This is a genomic window from Streptomyces sp. NPDC005195 (assembly GCF_040608315.1).
Taxonomy (GTDB): domain Bacteria; phylum Actinomycetota; class Actinomycetes; order Streptomycetales; family Streptomycetaceae; genus Streptomyces; species Streptomyces kaempferi.
Map to the genome: position 1 here is coordinate 1 of NZ_JBEXHZ010000177.1, position 4,027 is coordinate 4,027.

1 protein-coding gene is annotated in these 4,027 nt (G+C 76.0%); it reads right to left on the reverse strand.

Going from position 1 to position 4,027, the window contains the following annotated elements; genetic code table 11:
* Positions 1 to 4,027, reverse strand: a 4,027-nt coding sequence (locus ABZV34_RS37470; protein ID WP_356287164.1) for a type I polyketide synthase, incomplete at both ends; no start/stop codon positions are given.

Consider the following 4,027-nt stretch of genomic DNA (forward strand, 5'->3'; position numbering starts at 1 on the left):
GGCCGGCCAGGATCAGGTGGGTGGCGCCGCGTCCGACGAGCCAGCGGGCGTGGGGGCCGCCGAGGGCGCCGGTGCCGCCGGTGACCAGGACGGTGCCGCGCGGCTGCCAGGCCTGGGTGTCGGTGAGGGGGGCGGCGGCGTGGACCAGGCGGCGGCCGAAGGCGCCGGAGGGCCGGATCGCGATCTGGTCCTCGTCGCCGGTGGCGGCCAGGACGGCGCACAGGCGGGTGCCGGCCCGGCCGTCGAGTGCGGCGGGCAGGTCGACGAGGCCGCCCCAGCGTTCGGAGTGTTCCAGGGCGGCGACCCTGCCGAGGCCCCAGACGAGTGCCTGGGCGGGGCTGGTGACGGTTTCGGAGGGGCCGACGGCGACGGCGCCGCGGGTGGCGCACCACAGCGGGGTGTCGGGGTGCGTGTCGCCGAGGGCCTGGAGGAGGGCGACGGTGCCGGCGAGGCCGTGCGGGAGCGCCGGGTGGTCGGGGTGGGGGCGTTCGTCGAGGGCGAGCAGGGACAGGACGCCCGCCACGGCGGGGGTGGTGGTGTCGTCGGTGGTGAGGGCGGCCGTCAGGAGGGCGGCGAGGGCGGTGCGGTCGGTGCCGCCGTCGGGGACGGTGACCAGGCGGGTGTCGCGGGCGCCGCCGCCGGTCAGGGCGCGGTGGGCGTCGGCGACGAGGGCGTCGTGGATGCCGTCCGGGCCGGCGGGGGCGACGAGGAGCCAGGTGCCGGACAGGGCGCCCGCGGCGTCGCCGGTCAGCGGGGACCATCCGACGCCGTAGCGCCAGGAGTCGGTGGTGGAGCGTTCGCGGCTGGTGCGGCGCCAGGTGGACAGGGCCGGCAGGAAGGCGCTCAGCGGTGCGTCGGCGGGCAGGTCGAGGGCGTCGGCGAGTGCTTCCGGGTCTCCCTGGTCGACGGTCTCCCAGAAGCGGGACTCCACCGTGTCCGTGGCGGCGGTGCCGAAGGAGGCGGAGGTGTCCCGCTCCGGGACGTGGGGCCAGTACCGCTGCTGCTGGAAGGGGTAGGTCGGTACGTCGACGCGGTGGGCGCCGGCGGCGGCGAACACGGCCGTCCAGTCGAGGGCGACGCCGTTCACGTGGGCTTCGGCGACCGCGGTGAGGAACTGGCCCAGGCCGCCCTTGTCGCGGCGCAGGGAGCCGAGCGCGGCGCCTTCGACGCCGGCGTCCTCCAGGGTCTCGCGCAGGCCGACGGCGAGCACGGGGTGCGGGCTGACCTCGATGAAGGTGCGGTGTCCTTCGGCGATCAGGCCGCGGACGGCCTCCTCGAAGCGGACGGTCTCGCGCAGGTTGGTGTACCAGTACTCGGGGTCGAGGGTGGTGGTGTCCTGCCACTGGCCGGTGAGGGCCGAGCGGAAGGGGATCTCGGCGTCCCGCGGCTCGATGCCGGCGAGGGCGTCGAGGACGGTCGCGCGGATGGGTTCGACCTGCGGCGAGTGGGAGCCGTAGTCGACGGCGACCTTGCGGGCGCGTACGCCGTCGTCGGTGAGGGCGGTGAACAGGTCGTCGAGCGCGGCGGCTTCGCCGGACACCACCACCGAGGCGGGTCCGTTGACGGCGGCGACGGCGAGGCGGTCGGCCCACGGGCTCATGCGGGCGCGGGTCTCGTCGGCGCTCAGCGGCACGGACATCATGCCGCCGGTGCCGGCGATGGCGACGATGGCCCGGCTGCGCAGGGCGACGATCCGGGCGCCGTCGTCGAGGGACAGGGCCCCGGCGACGCAGGCGGCGGCGATCTCGCCCTGCGAGTGGCCGACGACGGCCGCGGGGGTGACGCCGAGGGAGCGCCACAGGCCGGCGAGGGCGACCATGACGGCCCACAGGGCGGGCTGGACGACGTCGACCCGGCCGATGTCGGCCGCGTCCTCGTCGCCGCGCAGGACCGCGGTCAGGGACCAGTCGATGTGGGGGGCGAGCGCGCGTTCGCAGTCGGCGACGAGGGCGGCGAACAGGGGGGAGCCGGTGAGGAGTTCGCGGGCCATGCCGGTCCACTGCGCGCCCTGTCCGGGGAAGACCAGGACGGGGTCGGCGGCGGTGGGCGCGGTGCCGGAGACGACGCCGGGTCCGGTGACGGGGGCGCCGGCGGCGAGGGCGGCGAGGGCCTCGTCGAGGGTGTCGCGGCCGGTGGCGAGGACGGCCGCCCGGTGTTCGAAGGCCGAGCGGGTGGTGGCCTGGGAGTAGGCGAGGTCGGTGAGCGGGGTGTCGGGGCGGGCGAGGAGGTGGGTGCGCAGGCGTGCGGCCTGGCTGCGCAGGGCGGCCTCGGTGCGGCCGGACAGCAGGGTCGGTACGACGGGCAGCGCGCCGGTGAGGACCGCGGGGTCCGGGGTGGCGGGCGAGGCGGTGGCCGGTTCGGCGGCCGGTGCCTGTTCGACGATGACGTGGGCGTTGGTGCCGCTCATGCCGAACGAGGAGACACCGGCGCGGCGCGGACGCCCGGTCTCGGGCCAGTCCAGCTGCTCGGTCAGCAGGCGGACGTCGCCGGCGGTCCAGTCGACGTGCGGGGTGGGGTTGTCGGCGTACAGGGTGCGCGGCAGGACGCCCTCGCGGATCGCCATGACCATCTTGATGATGCCGCCGACGCCCGCGGCGGCCTGGCTGTGGCCGATGTTGGACTTCAGGGAGCCCAGCCACAGGGGCCGGTCCTCGGGCCGGTCCTGGCCGTAGACCGCGATGAGCGCCTGGGCCTCGATCGGGTCGCCGAGGGTGGTGCCGGTGCCGTGTGCCTCGACCGCGTCGACCTCGCCGGGGGTCAGTCCGGCGCCGGCGAGCGCCTGGCGGATGACCCGCTGCTGCGAGGGTCCGCTGGGGGCGGTCAGTCCGTTGGAGGCGCCGTCCTGGTTGAGGGCGCTGCCGCGGAGCACGGACAGGACGGGGTGGTGGTTGCGGCGGGCGTCGGACAGCCGCTCGACGACGAGGACGCCGACGCCCTCGGCCCAGCTGGCGCCGTCGGCGTCCGCGGAGAACGGCTTGCAGCGGCCGTCGGGGGCGAGTGCCCGCTGGCGGCTGAACTCGATGAGGGAGCCGGGTGTGGACATCACGGTCACTCCGCCGGCGAGCGCGAGGGTGCATTCGCCCTGGCGCAGTGCCTGGGAGGCGAGGTGGAGGGCGACGAGGCTGGAGGAGCAGGCGGTGTCGACGGACACCGCGGGGCCTTCGAGGCCGAGGGTGTAGGCGATGCGGCCGGAGAGCACGCTGGGTGAGTTGCCGGTGCCGACGTAGCCCTCGACGTTGTCGTCGGCGGCGGCCAGGATCGTGACGTAGTCCTGGTAGGTGACGCCCGCGAAGACGCCGGTGCGGCTGCCGCGTGCGGTGGCCGGGTCGATGCCGGCGCGTTCCAGGGCCTCCCAGGACGTCTCCAGCAGCAGGCGCTGCTGGGGGTCCATGGCGAGGGCCTCGCGGGGGCTGATGCCGAAGAACGAGGGGTCGAACTGGCTGGCGTCGTGGAGGAATCCGCCCTCGCGGGTGTAGACGGTGCCCGGGTGGTCGGGGTCGGGGTGGTAGAGGGTCTCCGGGCTCCAGTTGCGGTCGCCGGGCAGCGGCGAGATGCCGTCGGCGCCGGCCACGACGAGGTCCCACAGGTCCTCGGGGCTGCGGACGCCGCCGGGGTAGCGGCAGGCCATGCCGACGATGACGATCGGGTCGTCGTCGGTGGCGGCCGGGCGGCGGGTGTGGCCGTCGTCGTCGGTGGTCGTGCCGAACAGGTCGGCGTCGAGGTGCCGGGCGAGCGCGTGCGGGGTGGGGTGGTCGAAGACGAGGGTGGCCGGGAGGGCCACGCCGAGCGCGGTGCTGAGCGCGTCGCGCAGTTCGACGGAGGTGAGGGAGGTGAAGCCGAGGGAGGAGAAGGAGTGGGCCGGTTCGATGTCGGTGGGGCCGTCGTAGCCGAGGACGTCGGCGACCTGGGTGCGCACGGTGGTGAGCAGGACACGGGCCCGTTCGGCCGGCGGCCGGTTCGACAGCCGTTCCAGCAGGCTGCCGGGCTGCTGGGCGCGGGCCGCGGTGCGGCGGGCGACGGCCCGGGT